This is a genomic window from Actinoplanes siamensis (assembly GCF_016862395.1).
Classification (GTDB): Bacteria; Actinomycetota; Actinomycetes; order Mycobacteriales; family Micromonosporaceae; genus Actinoplanes; species Actinoplanes siamensis.
In genome coordinates this window covers 68,791-90,233 of sequence record NZ_BOMW01000028.1, presented here as the reverse complement: position 1 = coordinate 90,233, position 21,443 = coordinate 68,791, and the positions used below count along the sequence as shown (strand labels likewise).

The 21,443-nt window shown below is 72.1% G+C and carries 18 protein-coding genes; 8 read left to right on the top strand and 10 right to left on the bottom strand.

Features of this window, described 5'->3' with window-relative positions:
• Positions 1–13 precede the first annotated feature (13 nt).
• Positions 14–1,018, top strand: coding sequence for a TIGR03617 family F420-dependent LLM class oxidoreductase (locus tag Asi03nite_RS15750; RefSeq protein WP_203680479.1), 1,005 nt, complete (start codon positions 14–16; stop codon positions 1,016–1,018).
• On the opposite strand, the gene Asi03nite_RS15745 is transcribed toward Asi03nite_RS15750, so the two are convergent.
• Together Asi03nite_RS15745 and Asi03nite_RS15740 are read right to left on the bottom strand one after the other, a co-directional pair.
• The gene (locus Asi03nite_RS15745; protein WP_203680478.1) at positions 1,019–1,393 is read right to left on the bottom strand and encodes a DUF427 domain-containing protein; all 375 of its coding nucleotides are present in this window, start codon (positions 1,391–1,393) and stop codon (positions 1,019–1,021) included.
• Positions 1,394–1,455: 62 nt separating this feature from the next.
• Positions 1,456–2,319 (bottom strand): SDR family oxidoreductase, encoded by an 864-nt coding sequence (locus Asi03nite_RS15740; protein ID WP_203680477.1) that lies wholly within the window; start codon positions 2,317–2,319, stop codon positions 1,456–1,458.
• A gap of 125 nt (positions 2,320–2,444) precedes the next feature.
• Between Asi03nite_RS15740 and Asi03nite_RS15735 the strand changes: the two genes are divergently transcribed.
• The 3 genes from Asi03nite_RS15735 to Asi03nite_RS15725 all read left to right on the top strand — a co-directional run bounded on the left by Asi03nite_RS15735 (position 2,445) and on the right by Asi03nite_RS15725 (position 4,877).
• Positions 2,445–2,837, top strand: a complete 393-nt coding sequence (locus tag Asi03nite_RS15735; RefSeq protein ID WP_203680476.1) for a winged helix-turn-helix transcriptional regulator — start codon at positions 2,445–2,447, stop codon at positions 2,835–2,837.
• A 10-nt stretch (positions 2,838–2,847) separates the two neighbouring features.
• Positions 2,848–3,192, top strand: a complete 345-nt coding sequence (locus Asi03nite_RS15730; RefSeq protein WP_239102713.1) for a UBP-type zinc finger domain-containing protein — start codon at positions 2,848–2,850, stop codon at positions 3,190–3,192.
• A gap of 125 nt (positions 3,193–3,317) precedes the next feature.
• Complete coding sequence (locus Asi03nite_RS15725) at positions 3,318–4,877, top strand: methyl-accepting chemotaxis protein (RefSeq protein WP_203680472.1); 1,560 nt, start codon at positions 3,318–3,320, stop codon at positions 4,875–4,877.
• A 372-nt stretch (positions 4,878–5,249) separates the two neighbouring features.
• Here the strand turns inward: Asi03nite_RS15725 and Asi03nite_RS15720 are convergent, their stop codons facing one another.
• From Asi03nite_RS15720 to Asi03nite_RS15705, 4 genes are read right to left on the bottom strand one after another with little or no spacing between them, the layout of a single operon-like run.
• Positions 5,250–6,332: a CaiB/BaiF CoA transferase family protein gene (locus tag Asi03nite_RS15720; protein WP_203680470.1), complete on the bottom strand. Its 1,083-nt coding sequence runs from the start codon at positions 6,330–6,332 to the stop codon at positions 5,250–5,252.
• Positions 6,329–8,356 (bottom strand): 3-hydroxyacyl-CoA dehydrogenase NAD-binding domain-containing protein, encoded by a 2,028-nt coding sequence (locus tag Asi03nite_RS15715; RefSeq protein ID WP_203680468.1) that lies wholly within the window; start codon positions 8,354–8,356, stop codon positions 6,329–6,331. The genes Asi03nite_RS15720 and Asi03nite_RS15715 overlap by 4 nt, the downstream gene beginning before the upstream one ends.
• Positions 8,353–9,582 carry an acetyl-CoA C-acetyltransferase gene (locus Asi03nite_RS15710; protein WP_203680466.1) on the bottom strand — a complete coding sequence of 410 codons (1,230 nt, stop codon included), beginning with the start codon at positions 9,580–9,582 and terminating at the stop codon, positions 8,353–8,355. Before Asi03nite_RS15710 ends, Asi03nite_RS15715 begins: the two co-directional genes overlap by 4 nt.
• On the bottom strand, positions 9,572–10,744 hold the full coding sequence (locus tag Asi03nite_RS15705; protein ID WP_203680464.1) for an acyl-CoA dehydrogenase family protein: 1,173 nt from the start codon (positions 10,742–10,744) through the stop codon (positions 9,572–9,574). The genes Asi03nite_RS15710 and Asi03nite_RS15705 overlap by 11 nt, the downstream gene beginning before the upstream one ends.
• A gap of 140 nt (positions 10,745–10,884) precedes the next feature.
• Here Asi03nite_RS15705 and Asi03nite_RS15700 point away from each other — a divergent pair, with 140 nt between their 5' ends.
• Positions 10,885–11,532, top strand: a complete 648-nt coding sequence (locus Asi03nite_RS15700; RefSeq protein ID WP_239102712.1) for a TetR/AcrR family transcriptional regulator — start codon at positions 10,885–10,887, stop codon at positions 11,530–11,532.
• A gap of 1 nt (position 11,533) precedes the next feature.
• On the opposite strand, the gene Asi03nite_RS15695 is transcribed toward Asi03nite_RS15700, so the two are convergent.
• From Asi03nite_RS15695 to Asi03nite_RS15685, 3 genes are all read right to left on the bottom strand, one after another.
• Positions 11,534–12,982, bottom strand: a complete 1,449-nt coding sequence (locus Asi03nite_RS15695; RefSeq protein ID WP_203680462.1) for an AF_0692 family protein — start codon at positions 12,980–12,982, stop codon at positions 11,534–11,536.
• 66 nt (positions 12,983–13,048) lie between these two features.
• Positions 13,049–13,711: a response regulator gene (locus Asi03nite_RS15690; RefSeq protein ID WP_203680460.1), complete on the bottom strand. Its 663-nt coding sequence runs from the start codon at positions 13,709–13,711 to the stop codon at positions 13,049–13,051.
• Positions 13,708–14,793, bottom strand: a complete 1,086-nt coding sequence (locus Asi03nite_RS15685) for a sensor histidine kinase (protein WP_203680458.1) — start codon at positions 14,791–14,793, stop codon at positions 13,708–13,710. The genes Asi03nite_RS15690 and Asi03nite_RS15685 overlap by 4 nt, the downstream gene beginning before the upstream one ends.
• Positions 14,794–15,176: 383 nt before the next feature.
• Here Asi03nite_RS15685 and Asi03nite_RS15680 point away from each other — a divergent pair, with 383 nt between their 5' ends.
• Positions 15,177–17,045 (top strand): propionyl-CoA synthetase, encoded by a 1,869-nt coding sequence (locus tag Asi03nite_RS15680; protein ID WP_203680456.1) that lies wholly within the window; start codon positions 15,177–15,179, stop codon positions 17,043–17,045.
• 41 nt (positions 17,046–17,086) lie between these two features.
• Here the strand turns inward: Asi03nite_RS15680 and Asi03nite_RS15675 are convergent, their stop codons facing one another.
• Positions 17,087–18,781: a sulfatase-like hydrolase/transferase gene (locus Asi03nite_RS15675; RefSeq protein ID WP_239102711.1), complete on the bottom strand. Its 1,695-nt coding sequence runs from the start codon at positions 18,779–18,781 to the stop codon at positions 17,087–17,089.
• 125 nt (positions 18,782–18,906) lie between these two features.
• On the opposite strand from Asi03nite_RS15675, the gene Asi03nite_RS15670 reads away from it, so the two are divergent.
• Positions 18,907–20,547: an ABC transporter substrate-binding protein gene (locus Asi03nite_RS15670; RefSeq protein ID WP_203680453.1), complete on the top strand. Its 1,641-nt coding sequence runs from the start codon at positions 18,907–18,909 to the stop codon at positions 20,545–20,547.
• Positions 20,544–21,443 carry an ABC transporter permease gene (locus Asi03nite_RS15665; RefSeq protein ID WP_203680452.1) on the top strand — a complete coding sequence of 300 codons (900 nt, stop codon included), beginning with the start codon at positions 20,544–20,546 and terminating at the stop codon, positions 21,441–21,443. Before Asi03nite_RS15670 ends, Asi03nite_RS15665 begins: the two co-directional genes overlap by 4 nt.

Sequence of the window (21,443 nt, the reverse complement as noted above, 5' to 3'; positions counted from 1 at the left end):
CTATCACTGGGGGGTGCTCGTCGACTTCACCGCACCCGTGTCCGCGTCCCCCGCCGAGGTCGAGGCCGCGGCGGTCGCCGCCGAGGAGGGCGGCTACGACGGTTTCGGCGCGGCGGAGACCAGACACGACGTCTTCACCACGCTGACCCTGGCGGCGCGGGCCACCCGGCGGATCTCGCTGCAGTCCGGGATCGCGGTGGCCTTCGCGCGCAATCCGATGACCGTGGCGGTGCTCGCCAACGACCTGCGGCTGATCTCCGAGGGGCGGTTCCGGCTCGGCCTCGGCTCACAGGTCAAGCCGCACATCGAGCGCCGTTTCTCGATGCCGTGGAGCCGGCCGGCGGCGCGGATGGAGGAGTTCGTCGCGGCGCTGCGGGCGATCTGGCACGCCTGGGCCACCGGCGAGCGGCTGTTGTTCCGCGGCGAGTTCTACAAGCACACGCTGATGAGCGAGTTCTTCGACCCGGGCCCGAACCCGCACGGCAACCCGCCGGTGGAGCTGGCCGCGGTGGGGGAGCGGATGACGGCTGCCGCCGGCCGGGTCGCCGACGGGCTTCTCGTGCACCCGCTCACCAGCGTCGCGTACCTCGGGGAAAGGATCGTCCCGGCGCTGCGCGACGCGCGCGGCGGCTCGCTGGACGGCTTCACCCTCAGCCTGTCCGCGATGGTGGTGCTCGGCACGGACGAGGCGCGGCGCGCCGAGGCCGAACAGGCGGTGCGCCGGCAGATCGCGTTCTACGCGTCGACGCCGGCCTACCGCCCGGTTCTCGACATGCACGGCTGGGGCGAGCTGGCCGACCGGCTGAACCTGCTGTCCCGGCGACAGGACTGGGCCGCCATGGGCGCGGAGATCACCGACGAGGTGCTGGACACGTTCGCGGTGTCCGGCGACCCGGTTACCGTCGCCGATCGCTTGACGGCCCGATTCGGTACGACGATCGACCGCATCTCGCTGTACACGCCGTACGAGGCGGACCGCCACCAACTGGCGGCGGTCCGCGGCGCGTTGCGTGGGTGATCAGCCGATCCGGATGCTCTCCACCCGGTCCGGGTAGAAGGCGACGTGGTCCTTGATCTCCGCGACCGCGTCGTAGGGGTCCGCGTACTCCCAGATCGCGTCGACGGCGCGCTGCCCGTCGACGTTGATCGTGTAGTAGCCGGCCTCACCCTTGTACGGGCAGTAGGTCTGCGTGCCGGTGCGCTCCAGCAGCGACCGGTCGACGTCGGCGAGCGGCACGTACTGCACCGCCGGATACGTCGCCTCGCGCAGGCTCAGCGCGTTCTGTGTGTCCGCCACCACCTTGCCGGCGACCGTCACCACCACCCGTTCGCCGGTCGGCGTGACGGTGATGGGGTGGTCGGGTCCAGGCTGCTTGCGGGGCCTGTCACTCATCGATCTTCCCTCCTGGGTAGGACGACCGTTCCCAAACTACTACGGCGGTCGGAGCGGGTGGATCAGGCTTTCAGTGCCTCGGCTACCGCGGTGGCGAGCGGGGTGGTCGGGCGGCCGATCAGGTCGCGCAGGTCGGGGCCCGGGTTGTCGAGGGCGCCGTTCTCGCGGATCTGGACGTCGGTGTCGGCGAGGATCTCGGCGAAGCCCTGCGGGACGCCCGCGCCGGCCAGGATCTCGACCAGCTTCTCGGCCGGGACGTCGGTGTAGGAGATCTCGGCGCCCAGTTGCCGGCCCACCTCGGCGGCCAGCTCGGCCATCGTGAACGGCTGGTCGCCGCCCAGCTCGTACACCGTCTTCGGCGCCGCTGCGGTCAGCACCGCGGCCGCCGCCTCGGCGTAGTCCAGCCGCGTCGCGCCGGCGATCCGGCCCTCGCCCGCGCTGCCCAGGAACGACCCGGTCGCCTTCACCGTGGGGATCTGCGCGGTGTAATTCTCGATGTACCAGCCGTTGCGCAGGAACGAGTGGGCCAGCCCGGACGCCGCCAGGTGCTCCTCGGTGGCCTTGTGGTCGGCGGCCAGCGCGACAGGTGTGGTGTCGGCCCGCAGGATGCTGGTGTACGCCACGAAGCCGACGCCCGCCGCCTTGGCCGCGTCGATCGCCGCGACGTGCTGGGTGAGCCGACTGCCCGGCGAGCTGGTGGAGACCAGCAGCAGCCTGTCGACGCCGGCGAACGCGGACGCCAGGGTCTCCGGCCGGTCGAAGTCGGCCTCGCGCGCCTGCACCCCGTGGGCGAGCAGGCCGGCCGCCTTCTCCGGGCTGCGCACCGCGGCGACGATCGAGCCGGGCTCGACACCCCGGTCGAGCAGGGCCTGCACGACGAGGCGGCCGAGGTGTCCGGTGGCGCCGGTGACAGCGATGGTGGTCATGGCGAACTCCTTGAGGTTCGACGTCGAGTGCTGCATCCGAGAATGCACTAACTATTAGAAAGTACCAACCAGGAGTGTGCGTCGTCACTCGGGGAAGTGCTGCGGAGCTGGGTATTCTCACTGTCATGAGTGATCCCGCCGACGACCTGATCCCCAGCGTCTTCGCCCGGGACTGCGCCTCCCGGGGTGTTCTGACAAATGTCACCGGCAAGTGGGGCGGTCTGGCCCTGGCCGCGCTGCACGACGGCAGCTACCGCTTCAACGCGCTGCGCCGCCGGGTCGACGGCGTCAGCGAGAAGATGCTGGCCCAGACCCTGCAGGCGCTGGAGCGCGACGGCCTGGTCCGGCGCGAGGTGCAGGCCACCATCCCGCCCCGGGTGGAGTACAGCCTGACCCCGCTCGGCGCACGTGCCGCCGCCAAGCTGAAGGAGCTGATCGATCTGCTGGAGGGCGAGATCGGCCAGGTCCGGGCGGCTCGGGCGGAATACGACCGGGACCATGCCGCCGGGGTGCGGTAGGTTCCACGGCGTGAGCGCGTCGATCCGGCCAGATGTCCCGCCGTCCGGCACCGGTTGCGTGGAGTGCCTCGAGTCCCACGGGTGGTGGGTCCACCTGCGCCGGTGCGCGCAGTGCGGGCACATCGGCTGCTGCGACACCTCGCCGGCGCGGCACGCCACCGCGCACTTCCGGGCCACCGGCCACCCGGTGATCCAGTCGTTCGAGCCGGGCGAGGACTGGTTCTGGAACTACGACACGAACGAGGTCCTGGACGGGCCGGAGCTGGCCCCGGCGCGCAGCCGCCCGGAGGACCAGCCGACGCCGGGCCCGGCGGGGGCCGTCCCGGCGGACTGGCGCTCGAAGATCCACCGGTAGCGATCAGAGCATAGCGCCCGCAACCGGAAGGAAACCGAGCAAAACCGCGCGAAGGCCGTGGTTCTCCCTCAGTTGGCCTGCCGCGCTGTCGACAGTGTGTGCAGTCGGACAATCTTGGGGGGAAGATGCTCGGTCTGGAGAACATCGGCACAGCCAGACGGCTGGGCATCATCGTGGCCACCGGCTCGCTGGCCCTGGGCGGCATGGGCGCGATCACGATGGTCGGCCAGGAGCGGTTGGCGCGGCAGGGCCTGAAGGTCAACCAGCTCCAGTGCGGCCTGGCGGCGTTGAACCACCTGAACAACCGGCAGAGCGAGCTGAAGGTCGACGGCTACCGGGCGGGGCTCGGCGACGACGTCACCCAGGACATCGCCGACGACGTGCAGTCCTCGGCCGACGCGACGGCCGCCATCCGCAACTGCGGCCTGCCGTCCGCCATCGTCGAGAAGCTCGACGAATACCAGGGTGATTTCGACGACTTCAACACCTTCATCACGGACTTCGTCGCGGCCGGCGTCAAGGATCCCTCCTCGGTGCGCGGCCGGACCAGCGAGATCGGTGAGAAGAACGCCAAGACCGACGGGGATCTCGACGCGCTCACCGAGGAAGTGACCAAGCTGGTAGAGGCCGAGCAGGCCGCGATGGGAAGCACTGTCACGTCGACCCGGTGGACCGCGATCGTCGTGGCGCTGATCGGGTTCGCCTTGCTGATCGGCATGGCGGTCCCGCTGGTCAGGTCGATCCTCGGCCCGATCCGTAAGATCGGCAAGGTCATCGACGCGCTGGACAAGGGCGACCTCACCGAGCGCAGCGGCATCACCAGCCGCGACGAGTTGGGCGCCATGGCCCAGGGCCTGGACCGCACGCTGGACAAGCTGCGCGGGTCGATGAACACCATCGCCAAGGACTCCGACGCCCTGGCCACCGCATCCACCGAGCTCGCCGCCGTCTCGGGCGAGATCGCCGCAGCGGTGGACAACACCGACCGGCAGAGCTCGTCCGCCGCGACCGAGGCCGACGAGATCTCCCGCAACGTGCAGACCGTCGCGGCCGGCTCCGAGGAGATGGGCCTGTCGATCCGGGAGATCTCCCGCAACGCCGCCGAGGCCGCCCAGGTTGCCTCGGTCGCGGTCGCCGAGGCGGCCCGCGCCACCGAGAGCATCCGCCGGCTCGGTGACTCGTCCGCCGAGATCGGGAACGTGATCAAGCTGATCACCAGCATCGCCGAGCAGACCAACCTGCTCGCCCTGAACGCCACCATCGAGGCCGCCCGGGCCGGCGACGCCGGCAAGGGCTTCGCCGTGGTCGCCAGCGAGGTCAAGGACCTGGCCCAGGAGACCGCCCGCGCCACCGAGGACATCGGCGCCCGGGTCAACGCCATCCAGCAGGACACCGGCGGCGCGGTTGAGGTGATCAACCGGATCTCCGAGGTGATCGCCCAGATCAACGACTTCCAGACCACCATCGCCTCGGCGGTCGAGGAGCAGACCGCCACCACCGGCGAGATGAGCCGCAGCATCGCCGAGGTGGCGGCCGGCTCGAACCGGATCGCCGCGAACATCAACGACGTCTCGGCCGCCAGCGGCGTCACCGTCAGCGGCGTCAACCAAACCCGTGAGGCCAGTGAGGAGGTCTCCCGGACCGCGGAGGAACTCCGGGCGCTCGTCGGCGCGTTCAGGTTCTGACCCGGTAACCCGGACGAGGAGCAGGAAGGCCGGTCACGCCCGCGACCGGCCTTCCTCATGTCTTCGCCCGGCCTGCCGATGGAGGCTTGTGCGCACCGACATCGTCGAGCCGGAGCGGGCGTCGCCTGAGGCCGACGTCGCGATGTATCGGGAGAAAGTCGTGATGTATCGGGAGAAACACGCCGGGCAGGCCGCATGATTCACCATCTGACGTTCCGGGCCGAGGGCGTGCCGTTCCGCCGCCGCGACCGTTGATCCTTGATGTTCTGACCGAAGGTGAACACGCGGCCCGAGGCCGTGGTCAGACGCCGTCCAGTCGGGCCGGTCCGGCAAACGGTCCGGCTGGGCGGCCCCTTTCCCAGGGATCACGGATCAGGACCAGAGTTCCAGGATCTCCGGTACGGTGGCGGCCCGGCACGCTTGCGGCACCGCTGCCGGCGTACGGCTGAACCGTGGCGCCGGAGCCGGCTGCGGCACCCCGTCCACCTCGACGAACGCGTCGCGCGCCCGGTTGTGCGGATGCGCCGGCGCCTCGGCCGGCGTCAGCACCGGGCTCACGCAGGCGTCCAGCCCGGCGAAGACCCCGGCCCACTCGTCCCGGGTCCGGGCGGCGAACCGCTCGGTGAAGACCCGCCGCAGCTCCGGCCACCCGCGGCTGTCGAACTGCGTCGGCAGCCCCGGGTCGCCGGTAAGGCCCAGACCCGCCAGCAACGCGGCGTAGAACTGCGGCTCCAGCGCGCCGACCGCCACGTAGCCGCCGTCCGCCGTCCGGTACGTGTCATAGAACGGCGCTCCGCCGTCGAGCAGGTTCTCCCCGCGCCCGCCGCGCCACAGCCCGGAACCGATCATCCCGTGCAGGAATGTGGTGAGCAGCGCCGACCCGTCCACCATCGCCGCGTCGACCACCTGCCCGCGGCCCGAGCGCTCCCGCTCCAGCAGGGCGGCGAGCACCCCGACGGCGAGCAGCATCCCGCCCCCGGCGAAGTCCGCGAGCAGGTTGATCGGGGCGTGCGGCCGCTCGCCGGACCGGCCCAGCGGCTCCAGCGCGCCGGCTATCGCCAGATAGTCGATGTCGTGTCCGGCCGCCGCGGCGAGCGGGCCGTCCTGCCCCCAGCCGGTGATCCGCCCGTACACCAGCCGGGGGTTGATCGTGAGGCAGGTCTGCGGGCCGAAGCCCAGGCGCTCGGCGACGCCCGGCCGGTAGCCCTCCACCAGCACGTCGGCCTTCTCGACCAGGGACAGCAGACCGGCCAGTCCGTCCTGCGACTTGAGGTCGAGGGTGACCGCGCGGCGGCCGCGCTGCAGCGGCCCGGCCGGCGGAACGAGCGGTCCCGTCCCGCCCGGCCGGTCCACCAGCACCACGTCGGCGCCGAGGTCGGCCAGCACCATGCAGCCGAACGGACCGGGCGCCAGCCCGGCCAGCTCCACCACCCGGGTGCCGCTCAGCGCGGTCATGCCGGCGCGAACCTGTCCCCGTATCGTGCCGCCAGCTCGGCAGCCCGGCCCTTGAAGTCCGGGTGCTGCTCGGCGTACCGCAGCACCCCGCCGGTCCAGGCCGGGAAGCCGATGCCGAGGATCGAGCCGATGTTGCCGTCGGCGTCGGTGCGCAGCACCCCCTCGGCCCGGCAGCGCAGCGCGTCCAGGGCCTCGCTGAACAGCAGCCGGTCCTGCAGGTCGGCGAAGGGCACGGCGCGGCCCTCGTCGGTGGCGAAGCCGGCGAGCGCGTCCCAGAGCGGTCCGCGCCGGCCGTCCTGGTACGTGTAGAAGCCCTTCCCGCACGATCGCCCGGCCCGTCCGTGGTTCTCCAGCATGTCCCGGACCAGCTCGTGCGCCCGGTCGTGCCCCACGGCCACCCCGGCCGCCCGGTACGCCAGGTGGATCTTGCGCATCAGCGTCAGCGTGACCTCGTCGGCCAGCGCCAGCGGACCGGTCGGATACCCGGCCTGCAGCGCGGCCTGCTCGACCGACGCGGCCGGCACCCCCTCGGCGACCATGCCGATCGCCTCGTTGACGAACTGGCCGATCACCCGGCTGGTGAAGAAGCCGCGCCCGTCGCCGACCACGATCGGCGTCTTGCCGATCCGGCGGCCCAGGTCGAAGGCGCGGGCGATCGCCGCGTCGCCGGTCCGCGCGCCGGCCACGATCTCCAGCAGCGGCATCTTCCCGACCGGGGAGAAGAAGTGCATGCCGATGAAGTCGGCCGGCCGGGAGACGCCCTCGGCCAGGCCGGTGATCGGCAGCGTGGAGGTGTTCGAGGCGAGCAGCGCGCCGGGCGCGAGGACCGGCTCGACCTCGGCGAACACCCGGCGTTTGAGCTCCGGGTCCTCGAAGACCGCCTCGATCACCACGTCGCAGCCGCGCAGGTCCTCGACGTCGGCGGTCGGGGTGATCCGGGCCAGCACGGCCGGGTCGCCCTCGGCCACCGCGCGGGCCGCCGCCTCCGCGGAGACGTCCTTGACCACCACGTCCAGGCCGGCGCGGGCGCACGCGTACGCGATCCCGGCGCCCATCATCCCGGCCCCCAGCACCGCGACCCGGGTGGCCGCCGGGACCTCGGTGTCCGGCCGTGCCGCCCCGCCGTTGACCGCCCGCATGTCGAAGAAGAACGCGCCGATCATGTTCTTCGCGACCCGCCCGGTGAGCAGCGTGATCAGCCGCCGGGTCTCGATCGTGAACGCGGTCTCCAGGTCCACCTGGGCGCCCTCGACAGCGGTCGCCAGGATCGCCTCGGGCGCCGGCATCCGGTTGCCCTTGAGCTGCTTGCGCAGCGTGGCCGGGAAGGCGGGCAGCTGGTTGGCCAGCTTCGGGGTGGCCGGGGTGCCGCCGGGGATCCGGTAACCGGGGCGGTCCCAGGGCTGGGCGGCGTCCGGGTTCGCCGCGATCCACTCCTTCGCGCGCGCGATCAGCTCGTCGGGCGTGGCGACCACCTCGTCGATCATCCCGGCGTCCCGGGCCGCGGCCGGCGTGAGCCGCTTGCCGGTGAGCAGCCAGACGGTGAGCGCCGGGGCCAGGCCGAGCATCCGGACGGTCCGGGCGACCCCGCCCGCGCCGGGCAGCAGGCCCAGCGTGACCTCGGGGAACCCGACCCGGGTGCCCGGCGCGTCCAGGGCGATCCGGTGGTGGCAGGCGAGCGCGATCTCGAACCCGCCGCCGAGGGCCGCGCCGTTGATCGCGGCGACCACCGGGCGGCCGTAGGTCTCCAGCCGCCGCAGGTCCCGCTTGATCGTGCCGAGCAGCTCGAACAGCGCAGGCGCGTCCTCCGGGCGGGCCCGGCTCATCGACGGCAGGTCGCCGCCGGCGAAGAACGTGCTCTTCGCGCTGGTCACGATCACGCCGGTGACCTGCTCCCGCTCGGCCTCCAGCCGGTCCAGCGCGGCGGTCATCGCCGCCACGTACGCGGCGTTCATCGTGTTGGCCGATTGGTCGGGGTCATTCATCGTCAGCGTGACGACGCCGTTGTCCACGGAATAGTCGATCATGCGGAGAACTCCTGAACGCGCTCGATGACCGTGGCGACGCCCATGCCGCCGCCGATGCAGAGGGTCACGACGGCCCGACGCAGGTCACGCCGCTCCAGTTCGTCGAGCACTGTCCCGACCAGCATCGCCCCGGTCGCGCCGAGCGGATGGCCGAGGGCGATCGCGCCGCCGTTGACGTTCACCTGCTCCGGGTCGAGGTCGAGATCGCGGATGTACTTGAGCACCACCGCGGCGAACGCCTCGTTGATCTCGAAAAGGTCGATGTCGGTCTTGTCCAGGCCGGCCACCTCGAGCGCCTTCAGGGTGGCCGGGGTGGGGCCGGTGAGCATCAGCGTGGGGTCGGCGCCGCTCACCGCCGCGCCGACGATCCTGGCGCGGGGTGTCAGGCCATGATCCCGGCCGATCCGTTCCGACCCGATCAGCACCAGCGACGCGCCGTCCACGATCCCGGACGAGTTGCCGGCGTGGTGGACGTGGTCGATCGCCTCCAGCCAGTGGTACTTCTGCAGCGCGACCGCGTCGAACCCGGCCTGCTCGCCGATCGCCGCGAAGGACGGCCTCAGCTTCGCCAGCCCGGCCCGGGTGGTGTCCGGCCGCGGATGCTCGTCGGCGGTCAGCACGTCCAGGCCGTTCGGGTCGCGCACCGGCACGATCGAGCGGCTGAACGCGCCCCCGGCGATCGCCTTGGCGGCCCGTTCCTGCGACCGCAGGGCGTATCCGTCGACGTCGTCGCGGCCGAACCCCTCGATGGTGGCGATCAGGTCGGCGCTGATCCCCTGCGGCACGAAGCTGGTCGCCAGGGCGGTCTCCGGGTCCAGGAACCAGGCGCCGCCGTCCGAGCCCATCGGGTTGCGCGACATCGACTCCACCCCGCCGGCCAGGATCAGGTGCTCCCAGCCGCCGCGGATCCGGGCCGCGGCCTGGTTCACCGCTTCCAGCCCGGAGGCGCAGAACCGGTTGAGCTGCACGCCACCGGTGGTGTCCGGCAGCCCGGCGACCAGCGCCGCGGACCGGGCCAGGTCGCCGCCCTGCTCGCCGATCGGCGTGACGATGCCCAGGACGACATCCTCGATCACTTTCGGATCAAGACCGGGATTCCTTTCCCGTACGGCGTCGATCAGTCCCGTGACCAGGGTGATCGGCTTGGTCCCGTGCAGGGCGCCGGTCTGTTTGCCCCGGCCGCGCGGGGTCCGGACCGCGTCGTACACGTAGGCCTCAGAGGGCACGGGCGATCAGCTCCTTCATGATCTCGTTGGTGCCGCCGTAGATCTTCTGCACCCGGGCGTCGGCGTACATCCGGGCGATCGGGTACTCGGTGGTGTAGCCGTATCCGCCGAAGATCTGCAGACAGCGGTCCACCACCTCGCACTGTCCCTCGGTGAGGAACAGTTTGGCCACCGCGGCGGCGGCCACGTCCAGTTCACCGCGGGCGTGCCGGGCGATGCAGTCGTCCAGGAAGACCCGCGACACCCGGGTCCGGGTCGCGCATTCGGCCAGCACCATGCGGGTGTTCTGGTGGCCGATGAGCGGTTTCCCGAAGGCCGTCCGCTGCTTGGCGTACGACGTGGCCAGCTCGACGGCCCGCTGCATCGCCGCCACCGCGCCCACCCCGATCACCAGCCGCTCCTGCGGGAGCTGCCGCATCAGCTGGTAGAAGCCGGTGTTCTCGGCGTCCGGCCCGCCCAGGAGGTTCGCGGCCGGCACCCGGAACTCGTCGAAGAACAGCTCCGCGGTGTCGTTCGCGTGCAGCCCGATCTTCTCCAGGTTGCGTCCCCGCCGGAAGCCGGGCGCGTCCTCGTCGAGTTCGCAGACGAGCAGCGAGATGCCGTGCGCCCCGGCGGACTGATCGGTCTTGACCGCCAGGACCAACAAGTCCGCCAGATACCCGTTGGTGATGAAGGTCTTGGACCCGCTCACCAGGTAGTCCTCACCGGTCCGGACCGCACGGGTCCGGATCGCCTGGACGTCGGATCCGCCGTCCGGCTCGGTCATCGCGATGGCGCCGACCATCTCGCCGGAGCAGAGCCGGGGCAGCCACCGCCGCTTCTGCTCCTCGGTGCCGTACGCGACCAGATAGCCGGTCACGATGCCGCTGTGCACGGCCAGGCCGAGGCTGCCCTCGCCGGCCTGTTGCTGCTCGTGCAGCAGCACCGCCTCGTGGGTGAAGTCGCCGCCCCCGCCGCCGTACTGCTCCGGCACGGACAGGCCGAGCAGGCCCAGCTCGCCGGCCCTGCGGTAGTGCTCGCGATCGGGATGGCCCTGTCGCTCCAGGCGGACGGTGTGCGGCACCACCTCGTTGCGGAAGAAGTCCCGCGCCAGTTCGGCCAGATCGTCGTGTTCCGGCTTGCGCCACGGCTCGGCGTAACCATCCAGTCCAGGCGTCCGCATCGATACACCTTCGATCACTGTTGGCGCTCTGTCAACAAGTGCCGGATGAATGACTTGTTTTGATCTGAGGCCGCGATGCACCCATTCACGTTCACCCCATCGTGACCGGCGATGAATCGATCTGCCGTATGGTCACCTGCGTGTCCACAGGAGCAACGCCTGGCCCGCCCGCCGGCGCGGTGCGCCCGCCGGTGATCCGGCGGCGCCGGCTGGAACCGGACGCCCGGCGCGAACAGATCCTGTCGGTGGCGGTGCGCCTGTTCGGCGAGCGGCCGTACGCGGACGTGTCCACCACCGACGTGGCCCGCGGCGCCGGTGTGGCCCGGGGGCTGGTCAACCACTACTTCGGAACGAAGAAGGAGCTCTACCTGGAGGTCGTGCGGGTGATGCTGACCGTCCCCGGGGTGGCCCTGGAACGCCTGCCCGGCGGCGGTGTGCCGGAGCGGGTCGACGCGATCGTGACGTGGTTCCTGGACGTCGTCTCCCGGCACAGCACCTCGTGGCTGGCCGCGATCAGCGCCGGCGGGATGGCCGGTGACGCCGACGTCGACCAGGTCATCGCGGAGGCGGTGGACGTGGCGGCGGACAGCATCCTGGCCGCGGTCGGTTTGGGGGACCGGCCGGCCGGCGAGGGGCTGCGCGGGATGGCGCGGGCCTACGTGGGGATGGCGACGTACACGGCGCGGGAGTGGTTGCAGCGGGGCGCGCTCACCCGGGAACAGGTGCACACGTTGCTGGCGGCGACGTTGCTGACCATGGTGGAGAAGGTCTTCCCGCGAGCCGCTTGAGCTACTCCGCCTGCCTGCCGCCGCCCGGCGCTCCCGTGTCCGCCGCGGCCCCGGCCCGTCCGCTCATCCGGCGGATCGCCCGGGCGCCCACCACCGCGGTGATCGCCGCCAGCGCGCCGAGGAACAGTCGGTCCGGCCCGGTCCCCGCGTTCGCCACCAGTCCGAACAGTGTGTGACCGACCATCGCGCCGATGGCCGCGGCCAGCAGGTGGGCCGGGGACCAGTCGCGGGCTCGGGTCCAGCGGCGCAGCGCGATCGCCGTGAGGACGGCGATCCCGGCCGCGGCGGCCATCGGGGCGAACGCCCACCCGCCGTGCGTGAAGAACGACTGTTCCGCACCGGCGAACGGGAACAACAGCGCGAGGAAGGCGAACGCGGCGGCAGCCGTCCAGGCGGCGACAACGGTGGGTGTGGTGGACCGGGCGTCGGGGCGGCCGCCGGGCCGCAGTCGTACCCGGACAGCGGTAATCCCGGCCGCCAGCGCCACCGCGACGACCACGACGGCCGGGACCACCGGCACGCGGTACCCCGGATCCTCGCTCGGCACCACCGTCACCCGCAGCAGCAGCGCGCCCAGCAGGGCGGCCGCGCCGGCGCCGATCAGGCCGCCCCGGCGCAGGTAGGGCCGCTGCCCGTGCCCCGCGAAGAGCGACTCGACCAGCACGATCGGGATCGTGATGCTGAAGACCGGGTGGTACACCAGGTTCAGCTCGGTGTAGGCGCTGTTCACGCCGAGCAGCCGCGGCGCCCAGTCCGCGGCGCCGTAGAGATGCGGGCTGGTCAGGCTCTGCAGCACCAGGCCCTCCTCGATCAGGCCGTAGGCCAGGCCCATCAGCAACAGGCTCGGGAAACCGCCGCCGAAGCGCCGGACCACCTCGCGGATCAGCAGCGCGCCGGCCCCGTAGATCGGCACCAGGATCGGGAACACCCACAGCTCCGTCAGCGACAGGTTGCCCAGGGTGAGCTCCGCGACGACCGGGGCCAGCAGGATCAGCGCCCACGCCGCCCGACGGTCGCGCGGCCGGGGATCGGCGGGGACGTGCGCGTCGAAGGCGGACCGCACGGTCCGCCGGTTCACGGTGATCACCAGCGCGGCCAGCAGGAGGAGCTGGACGACCTCGGCGGCGCGCAGCCACACCGGATATTCCGCGCTGATCAGCAGCCAGGCGACGCCGGCCAGGCCGAGGGCGGAGACGACCCGGACGCGGCGCAGGGCGCGCGGGTCGCCGGCCAGCAGTTGCCGGGCGAAGCGGACGTGGAGCAGGGCGACGCCGAGGATCGGCAGCGGCCGCGTCCACAGCGTCCGGGAGAGCGCGGCCGGATCGGCGCCGGGATGGTGCTGCCGCTGGTAGGCGAGGATCGGATCGTGCAGTACGAGGGTGCTCAGCGCCAGCAGCACGCTGACGGCGAGGGTGGTGATCAGCAGCGTGACGACGGCTTTCCTGGTCATGTCCCGACGTTAGGAATTCCGGTCGCGCGGGTCCTCCGGCGCGGGGATGGTCTTCGATCTACGACTTCAGGACGAGCGCGGCCAGACGACGCCGAGGTCGTACGCCAGGACGACGGCCTGCACCCGGTCGCGGACGTCGAGTTTCCGCAGGATCGCGGAGACGTGGGTCTTCACCGTGGCCTCGGTGACCGTCATCCGGCCGGCGATCTCGGCGTTCGAGGCCCCGCGGGCCAGCAACTCCAGGACCTCACGCTCCCGGGCGGTCAACCGGTCCAGGCGGGCGTCCGCGTCCGGCGGGGTCAGGTCGGCGGCGACGAAGCGGTCCAGCAGCCGGCGGGTCGCGCTCGGGGCGAGCAGGGCCTCGCCGCGCGCCACCACCCGGATCGCCTCGGCCAGGTCGGCCGGGCGCACGTCCTTGAGCAGGAAGCCGCTCGCCCCGGCGCGCAGCGCGGCGTAGAGGGACTCGTCCAGGTCATAGGTGGTCAGCATGATCACGCGAGGCGCGTCCGGGACCGTGGTGAGCTGGGCGGTCGCGGTCAGGCCGTCCATGCCGGGCATCCGGACATCCATCAGCACCACGTCGGGACGGGTCTGTGCCGCGATCCGTACCGCCTGCTCCCCGTCCCCGGCCTCGCCGACCACCTCGAGATCGTCCCGGGCCTCGATGATCATCCGGAACCCGGCCCGCACCAGCGCCTGGTCATCCACGATCAACACCCGGACGGTCACGCCGCCGCCCACGGCAGGTGGGCCCGCACGGCGAAGCCCCCGCCGGGACCCGGGCCGGCGGTGAGAGTGCCGCCGAGCAGGGCCGCGCGCTCCCGCATGCCGCGGATGCCGTTGCCCGGACCGTGTCCCGGCTGCTGACCCGCGCCGTCGTCGCGCACCTCGACCTCCACCGCCGCCGGACCGATCCGGATCAGCACCTCGGCCCTGCCCGCGCCGGAATGCCGCAGCGTGTTGGTCAGGGCCTCCTGCACGATCCGGTAGGCGCAGAGCTGCACCCCGGCGGGCGGCTCGCCGTCACCCTCCCGGCGCAGCGTCACCCGCAGCCCGGCCCCGGCCATGGTGCCGGCCAGCCGCCCGAGATCGGCCAGCGTCGGCTGCGGCGGCGCGTCGTGCCGGCCCTCGTCGACCGTACGCAGGAAGGTCCGCAACTCGGCAAGCGCCTCGCGCCCGGCCGTCTCCGTCCGCCGGATCGCCGCCCGGGCCCGCGCCGGATCGAGGTCGAAGACGTCGTCGGCGGCCGCCGCCTGCACCACCATCACGGACACCGTGTGCGCCAGGACGTCGTGCAGCTCCCGCGCGATCCGGCCGCGCTCCTCCAGCACCGCCTGCCGCCGCTCGGCCTCCCGCCGGGCGCCGCGGGCCCGCCCGAGCGCGCCCCAGCTCCAGGCCAGCAGCGACGCGGCCAGCCACCCGCCGGCCAGCGGCCACCGGCCCTGCGCGACAGCCGGTCCACCCACGGCGACGACCGTTGCGCCCAGCGCCCAGAGGCTCTCGGCGGCCGGTCTCGCCCAGGCGTAGGTGCACAGCACCACGAAGGCCAGCCCCGGCCCGAGCCCCGGCACCAGCAGTTGCAGCGCGGCCCCGGCCACCAGGACCCCCGCCGTGACCACCTGTGGCGCCCGGTCCAGCCACCAGAGCGCGGCCACCTGGCCGGCGGCGAGCGCGACGGCGGCGATCCGCCCGGCGAGGGGCGGCAGGCCGGTGACGCCGAGCCAGAACGCTGGGGCGACGAGAACCGCCCCCAGCAGGAGCAGCGCCCGCCGCCACCGCGGCGCCAGCCGAGCCTCGTAGCCGTCCCCCACTCCCGCACCCTACTGCCCGTCCACAGTGCCCGCCCGCACCCGGCCACCCCACCGCCCGACCCTGACGACCAGCCGCGAGCTTCCGGCTGGTCGCCAGGGGCGGCTCAAGAGGTCCGGGACACCTTCTGGGGACAGGCCGGGGGTTCCGGCCGGCGGTGAGCGGTGTCTGCGGTGGGGAGCCGGCATCCGGGGGTCGCGGCCGCCGGCAGTGCTTCGCCTAGCCTCCTAGGATGCCGTACACGATGTGCCCGGGGTGGTTGGAGAGGCTCGTGGGCTGATCCTTGCTTCGGGTGGGAGCGCCGGGTGCGGCAGAGGGAGGTGCCGGAGCTTTCGGGGGGTGAAGACGGGTGGACAAACCGACCATCCCGGCGCACCGTCACCTCATGGCTGACTACCGGCAGACCTACCAGCGCAGCATCACCGACCCGGAAACGTTCTGGCGCGAGGCCGCCGCCGGCGTCGACTGGCACGTCCCGCCCACCCGGATCCTGGACGACAGCGAGGCCCCGATCTTCCGCTGGTTCCCCGGCGCGGAGCTGAACACCTGCCACAACGCCGTGGACCGGCACGTGGCGGCGGGCCGCGGCGACCAGCCGGCGCTGATCCACGACAGCCCGGTGACCGGTGTGATCCGGTCGTACACCTATCGGGATCTTCGCGACGAGGTCGCGCTGTTCGCCGGAGCGCTCCGCGGGCTGGGGGTGGCCCGCGGGGACCGCGTGGTGATCTACATGGCGATGGTGCCGGAGACAGTGATCGCGATGCTGGCCTGCGCCCGTCTGGGCGCCGTGCACTCGGTGGTCTTCGGCGGCTTCGGCGCCCGCGAGCTGGCTGCCCGCATCGACGACGCTCAACCGAAAGTGATCGTTGCGACGTCGTGTGGGATCGAGGGCCGGCGGGTGGTCGCGTACCAGCCGATGCTGGACGCCGCACTGGCCGCTGCCGCACACGTCCCGGACCGCCGGGTGATCCTGCAACGGCCGGAGCTGCCCGCCGAGCCGCTCGGCGAGCGCGACCTGACCTGGGCCGAAGCGGTCGCCGGCGCGGAGCCGGCGGAGTGTGTGCCGGTCCTGGCCACGGACCCGCTGTACATCCTTCACACCTCCGGCACGACCGGGAGACCCAAGGGGGTGGTGCGGGACAACGGCGGGCACGCGGTCGCACTGCGCTGGTCGATGGAGAACATCTTCGATGTCCGGCCGGGCGAGGTGTTCTGGGCCGCGTCGGACGTCGGCTGGGTGGTCGGCCACTCGTACATCGTCTATGCGCCCCTGCTCGCGGGCGCCACCACGGTGCTCTACGAGGGCAAGCCGGTCGGCACGCCGGACGCCGCGGCGTTCTGGCGGGTGGCCGCGCGCCATCGCGTGGTGAGCCTGTTCACCGCGCCGACCGCGGTGCGCGCGATCCGCAAGGAGGACCCGGAGGGTAAACACCTGCCCGGGTACGACCTGAGCGCCCTGCGCCTGCTGTTCCTGGCCGGCGAGCGGCTGGATCCGCAGACCTACCGGTGGGCGGGTGAGCTGCTCGGCGTTCCGGTGATCGACAACTGGTGGCAGACCGAGACGGGGTGGCCGATCGCGGCGAGCCCGCGTGGCCTGCAGGAGCTGCCGACCAGGCCGGGCTCGCCCTCGGTGCCGATGCCCGGGTACCGGGTGCGCGTGGTCGACGAGTCCGGAAATGATCTCCCGCCGGGGGAGGAGGGGGCGATCGTGATCGGCCTGCCGCTGCCGCCGGGGTGCCTGCCCACGCTGTGGCAGGACGACGAGCGGTACGTCCGGTCGTACCTCTCCGCGTATCAGGGCAACTACCTGACCGGTGACGGCGGGCGCTTCGACGAGGACGGCTACCTGTACGTGCTGGGCCGCACCGACGACGTGATCAACGTGGCCGGGCACCGGCTGTCGACGGGCGCCATGGAGGAGGTGCTGGCCGCGCATCCGGCGGTCGCCGAGTGCGCGGTGATCGGCGTGCACGACGCGGTGAAGGGCCAGGCGCCGCGGGCGTTCGTGGTGCTCACCGCCGGTGCGGACGGCGCCGGGCTGGAGGCGGAACTGATCGCGCGGGTCCGTGAGCAGATCGGCCCGGTGGCCGCGTTGCGCCGGGTGGACGTGGTCGCCGCGCTGCCGAAGACGCGGTCCGGGAAGATCCTGCGGGGCAGGATGCGCGGGATGGCCGACGGCGCGGAGACTCCGGTGCCGTCGACCATCGAGGACCCGGCGGTGCTCGAGGCCTTGCGGCCGCTGCTGGGGTGAGCGGCGCGTGCGGCACCGGTCGAGGGCTGTGCCATACCCGGTCAGTGGTTGGTGCCGCCGGGGCCCATCGCGGTCAGGAACTTGTCGCGGAAGGCGTTCATCGGCCAGACCGGGGCGCCGGCCGCCGGTTTGATGCCGTCGGTCCAGCCCCAGCCGGCGATGCGCCCGATGACCGCCGGGTCCTTGGCGACGATCGTGATCGGCACGTCGTGGCTGGCGTTGTCGCCGGTGACGACGGGGGACGGCTGGTGGTCGCCCAGGAAGATCATCACCAGGTTGTCGTTGCCGTACTTCGCGATCCAGTCGACGAGCGTGGTGACCGTGTACTGGATCGACTTGCCGTACTGGCCGCGGACCTTGGAGGATGCGGTCCAGATGTCGGCCTTCGCGGGCTGCTTGGCGACGATCGCGTGGTAGACCGAGCCGTCACCGACCTGATCCCAGTCGATGAACTCGGGCAGGGGCGCCCACGGCGTGTGGCTGGACACCAGCGGCATCTCCACGAAGAGCGGTCCGCGCCCGGCCTTGGTGTATTCGACCTCGCCGAACTTCTTCAGCGTGTACTGGTCGGGCATCGGCGCCCAGCTGAACTTCGGGCCGTTGTAGCCGAGGTTGCGGCTGTCCCAGACCCGGTCGAAGCCGTAGAAGTTGCCTTCCGGCCAGGCGCGGGTGGCGCCCGGCATGACGCTGACGGTGTCCCAGCCGGCCGAGCGGAACAGGCTGGGCAGGGTGAGCCGGTTGCTGGCGGTGAGGTTGCGGTACCGCCCCTGGTTGTTGATCCACAGGCCGGACATGGTGGTGGAGTGCGCGAGCCAGCTGCCGCCGCCGAAGGTGGGTGAGGTGAGCCAGCCGCTGCGGGCGGTGAAGCCGGCAGCCTTGAGCTTGGCGCTGCCGGCGGTCAGGACGGGGTCGACGCCGGGGGCCAGGTTCGGGGCCTCGACGGCGTTGCGGCCGTAGCTCTCGACGAAGGTGAGCATGACGTCCTTGCCGGTCAGGCCGGTGAGCAGCTGGTCCGGGGGGACGTCGCGGAACGCGTCGACCTGGACCTCGCGGCCGAACGCGGCCTCGTTCCTGATGCCGGTGCGAGCCTGGCCGACCCGGTCCCAGGCGTAGCTGAACGTGGTGCGGGCGGCGACCGGCACGCCGGGCAGCAGGGTGGTGACGCCGAAGGCGAACGTCAGGCCCCAGGCGATCGCGATGCCGCCGGCGGTGCCGGCGGATCTGCGCCGGTCCTGGCCGAGCAGGCGGGTGACGCGCAGCATGGCCCAGACGGTGACGCCGAGGACGCCGGTGATCAGCAGGACGATCGCGGCGAGCGCGCCGACGGCGCCGGCGGTGCCGTAGGAGTCGATGACGAAGCTGTACGCGTCGTCGAGGAGCACCCAGTCCAGGACCGGGTCGAACGGCCGGGCGAGCACGTGGAAGAAGCCCATGTCCAGGCACTTCTCGATAACCAGCCAGCCGAGCAGGAAACCGAACAGGGCGGCGGCGATGCGCCGGGCGCGTAGCGGCAGCACGATCAGGACGGCGATGGCGACGGCCGCCTCGATCGGGATCCGGGTGAAGCTGCCCACCGCGATGCGGCGCAGGATGTTCGGGAACAGCAGTTCGCCGAAGATGATCAGGCAGGCCAGCGCGGTGAGGGTCCGGTTGACCCCGCGGCGCTGCAGAAAGGTTCGGACGCGGCTGCGGGGAGCGGGCGTCTCCTGCTGGTCGGCAAGCTCAGTCGGTTGCACGCCTTGGGGAACGGACGGTGCCCGCGGAAGGTTCAAGGCGGGTGACCAACTCGGTGTCACCGACGTCATAGCCCTCTTGCCTTTCTCCTATGCAACCGATAGGAAATATGGAGAGGAGGACGTCCATGCGTCGCTTTCGCGCCACCCTTGCCAGTCTTTTCGTCACCACCACCCTGGTCGTCGCCGGCTGCTCGTCCGGCTCGCCGGGCGGCAACGCCGCGCAGGCCGGTGAGCCGGTCAGCGGCGGCTCCCTGACCTGGGCCGTGGAGACCGAGCCGATCACCTTCAACCCGCACCAGTACGCCCAGGCCAAGACCCGGCTGCTGGTCTGGAACACCTTCGAGGCCCTGCTCACCCACGACGACAAGGGTGGCTACCTGCCCTGGCTGGCCACCGGCTACGAGGTGTCGCCGGACGGCCGGGCCTACACCTTCAAGCTGCGCACCGACGTCACGTTCTCGGACGGCACCCGGTTCGACGCGGCCGCGGTGAAGGCCAACGTCGACCAGTTGCTCGCGCCCAACTACGCGCCGGCCGTCGCCGCCGTACAGCTGAAGAACCTCGACAAGGTCGAGGTGCGGGACGCCGCCACGGTGGTCTTCCGGCTGAGGAAACCGGACGTGCTGATCCTCGACTTCCTCTCCTCCCCGCAGGGCGCGCAGATCTCCCCGAAGTCGCTGCAGGAGGCCGAGAACCTCAAGGCCGGCGGCCCCCAACTGGCCGGGACCGGCCCGTTCGTGCTGGACCGCTACACCCCCGGCCAGGAGGTGCACTTCACCAGGAACCCGGCCTACAACTGGGCGCCGCCGAACGCCGGCCACAGCGGCCCGGCCTACCTCGACGAGATCACCTACCGGTTCCTCAAGGAGTCGTCGGTGCGCGTCGGCGCGCTGACCTCCGGCCAGGTCCAGCTGATCGAGGGCGTGCCGGCCACCGACGAGTCGCTGATCAGCGCGACCCCCGGCCTGTCGCTGCAGCGCGGGCTCAACTCCGGGTCGACGTACTCGTACTACTTCAACACCGCGCACGCGCCCTTCGACGACGTGCTGGTCCGGCAGGCGTTCCGCGAGGCGCTGGACGTGCCGGCGGTGCTCGCCGGGGTCTACCGCAAGACCGCGACGCGCGCCTGGAGCGTGATCGGACCGACCAGTCCGTTCTACGACAAGAGCCTGGAGAACACCTACGGCGCGAACGCGCAGAAGGCCAACCAGCTGCTGGACCAGGCCGGCTGGACGGCTCGGGACGCCGAGGGCTTCCGGACCAGGGACGGGAAGCGATTGACGGTACGACTGGTGCAGTCCGCCCCGTTCGTCCGCGACCGCCGCGACGTGCTGGCCCAGGCCGTGCAGGCCGCGGTCAAGCAGAGCGCCGGCATCGACCTGCAGGTCCAGCTGGTCGACCAGGGCACCGCCACCAAGGCGCTGGCCGACGGCGCCTACGAGCTGTTCGACAACTCCCGCGCCGACACCGACGCCGGCGCCGCGCTGAACCTGATGCTCTACTCGACCGGCTCGATCAACCGCACCGGCTTCAAGAACCCGCAGCTGGACAAGCTGCTCGACGACGCGGTCGCCACCACCGACCAGGCCGGGCGCACCGAGCTCTACCGCAAGGTGCAGCAACTGGTGATCACCGACCAGGCCCTGGTGCTCCCGCTCTACGCGCCGCAGGACCAGATCGCGGCGTCCAGGAGCGTGGGCGGTGTCGGGTTCGAGCCCACCGCCGGCGTCCCGGGCAGCGCCTACCGCCTCTGGCTGGGCAAGTGATCACCGCGATCCTGCGCCGGGCGGGCGCGGGGCTGCTGGTCCTCTGGGCCGCCGCGACCGCCGCCTACCTGGCGCTGCTCGCCGCGCCCGGCGACACGGTGGACGCGATCGTCGGCGACGGCGCCGACACCCCGGGCATCCGGGCACAGATCATCCAGGAGTGGCACCTCGACCGCTCGGCCGTGGTGCAGTACCTGGACTTCCTGCTGCGCGCGGCGCACGGTGACCTGGGCCGCTCGTACCTGCTGCAGCGCCCGGTCTCCGCCGTGATCGGCAGCCAGCTCGCGCCGACGCTGAAGCTGGCCGTGGCGGCTGCCGTGTTCGGGGTCGTCCTGGCGCTGCTCTTCGCGGTCACCGCCCGCCGCCTCACCTCGACGGCGGGGTTGATCCTGGTCTCCACCCCGCCGTTTTTGATCGGGATCATCCTGCTCAGCATCTTCTCGTTCCGGCTCGGCTGGTTCCCGGTCTCCGGGGACCGCGGCTTCGCCGCCCTGGTGCTGCCGGCGATCACGCTGGGCCTGCCGATCGCCGGCACCCTGGCCCAGGTGCTGCGCGACGGGCTGGACCGCGCCCTGGACGAGCCGTTCGCGGTCACCGCGCGGGCCCGTGGCCTGCGGGAGAGCGGGGTGCTCATCCGGCACGCGCTCAAGCACGCGCTGCTGCCGGCGGTGACCATGCTCGGCTGGTCGTTCGGGGTGCTGATCGGTGGCACCGTGATCGTCGAGCAGGTGTTCGGCCGGCCCGGGCTGGGCCAGGTCACCGTGCAGGCGGTCAACTCCAGCGACCTGCCGGTGGTGCTCGCCGTGGTGATCCTCGCGGCCGCCGTGTTCGTCGTGATCAACACCGTGACCGACCTGGCCTACCTGCTCATCGACCCCCGGTTGCGGAGGAGCTGA

Excerpts from the sequence above, each read along its gene's own strand:
- Asi03nite_RS15745 (WP_203680478.1), bottom strand. The coding sequence starts at position 1,393 with ATGAGTGACAGGCCCCGCAAGCAGCCTGGACCCGACCACCCCATCACC.
- Asi03nite_RS15740 (WP_203680477.1), bottom strand. The coding sequence starts at position 2,319 with ATGACCACCATCGCTGTCACCGGCGCCACCGGACACCTCGGCCGCCTC.
- Asi03nite_RS15735 (WP_203680476.1), top strand. The coding sequence starts at position 2,445 with ATGAGTGATCCCGCCGACGACCTGATCCCCAGCGTCTTCGCCCGGGAC.
- Asi03nite_RS15725 (WP_203680472.1), top strand. The coding sequence starts at position 3,318 with ATGCTCGGTCTGGAGAACATCGGCACAGCCAGACGGCTGGGCATCATC.
- Asi03nite_RS15720 (WP_203680470.1), bottom strand. The coding sequence starts at position 6,332 with ATGACCGCGCTGAGCGGCACCCGGGTGGTGGAGCTGGCCGGGCTGGCG.
- Asi03nite_RS15715 (WP_203680468.1), bottom strand. The coding sequence starts at position 8,356 with ATGATCGACTATTCCGTGGACAACGGCGTCGTCACGCTGACGATGAAT.
- Asi03nite_RS15705 (WP_203680464.1), bottom strand. The coding sequence starts at position 10,744 with ATGCGGACGCCTGGACTGGATGGTTACGCCGAGCCGTGGCGCAAGCCG.
- Asi03nite_RS15695 (WP_203680462.1), bottom strand. The coding sequence starts at position 12,982 with ATGACCAGGAAAGCCGTCGTCACGCTGCTGATCACCACCCTCGCCGTC.
- Asi03nite_RS15680 (WP_203680456.1), top strand. The coding sequence starts at position 15,177 with ATGGCTGACTACCGGCAGACCTACCAGCGCAGCATCACCGACCCGGAA.
- Asi03nite_RS15670 (WP_203680453.1), top strand. The coding sequence starts at position 18,907 with ATGCGTCGCTTTCGCGCCACCCTTGCCAGTCTTTTCGTCACCACCACC.